This window comes from Enterobacter sp. UNJFSC 003, from assembly GCF_036903355.1.
Classification (GTDB): Bacteria; Pseudomonadota; Gammaproteobacteria; order Enterobacterales; family Enterobacteriaceae; genus Enterobacter.
In genome coordinates, this window is the sequence record NZ_JBAKHK010000320.1 from 1 (window position 1) to 242 (window position 242).

Below are 242 nucleotides of genomic sequence, written 5' to 3' on the forward strand. Positions count from 1 at the left end.
GGCAATTGCGCTTCGGGGTCGGGTTTCAGCGGCTCGGCCAACCTGGCCTGCTCCTCGGCCTTGGCTGCCGGCGCGGCCGTGGCCATCCTGAGCGCCGCACCGCTGGCGCTGACGTTCACTTTGGGGCCCATCTGCATCACGGTCATCGACACCGATTTGCCGTTCCTGGAGAATTGCAGCACCGCCATGTTCGGCTGGTTTATGACGGACGGCTGCTCCGTCCAGCCAGCTGTCTTCAGCGT

The 242-nt window shown here is 65.3% G+C and carries 1 protein-coding gene; it reads right to left on the bottom strand.

What is annotated here, in order from left to right; translation table 11 throughout:
- The coding region (locus V5P19_RS24360) for a hypothetical protein (RefSeq protein WP_334408096.1) at nt 1–242 on the bottom strand (242 nt) is incomplete at both ends.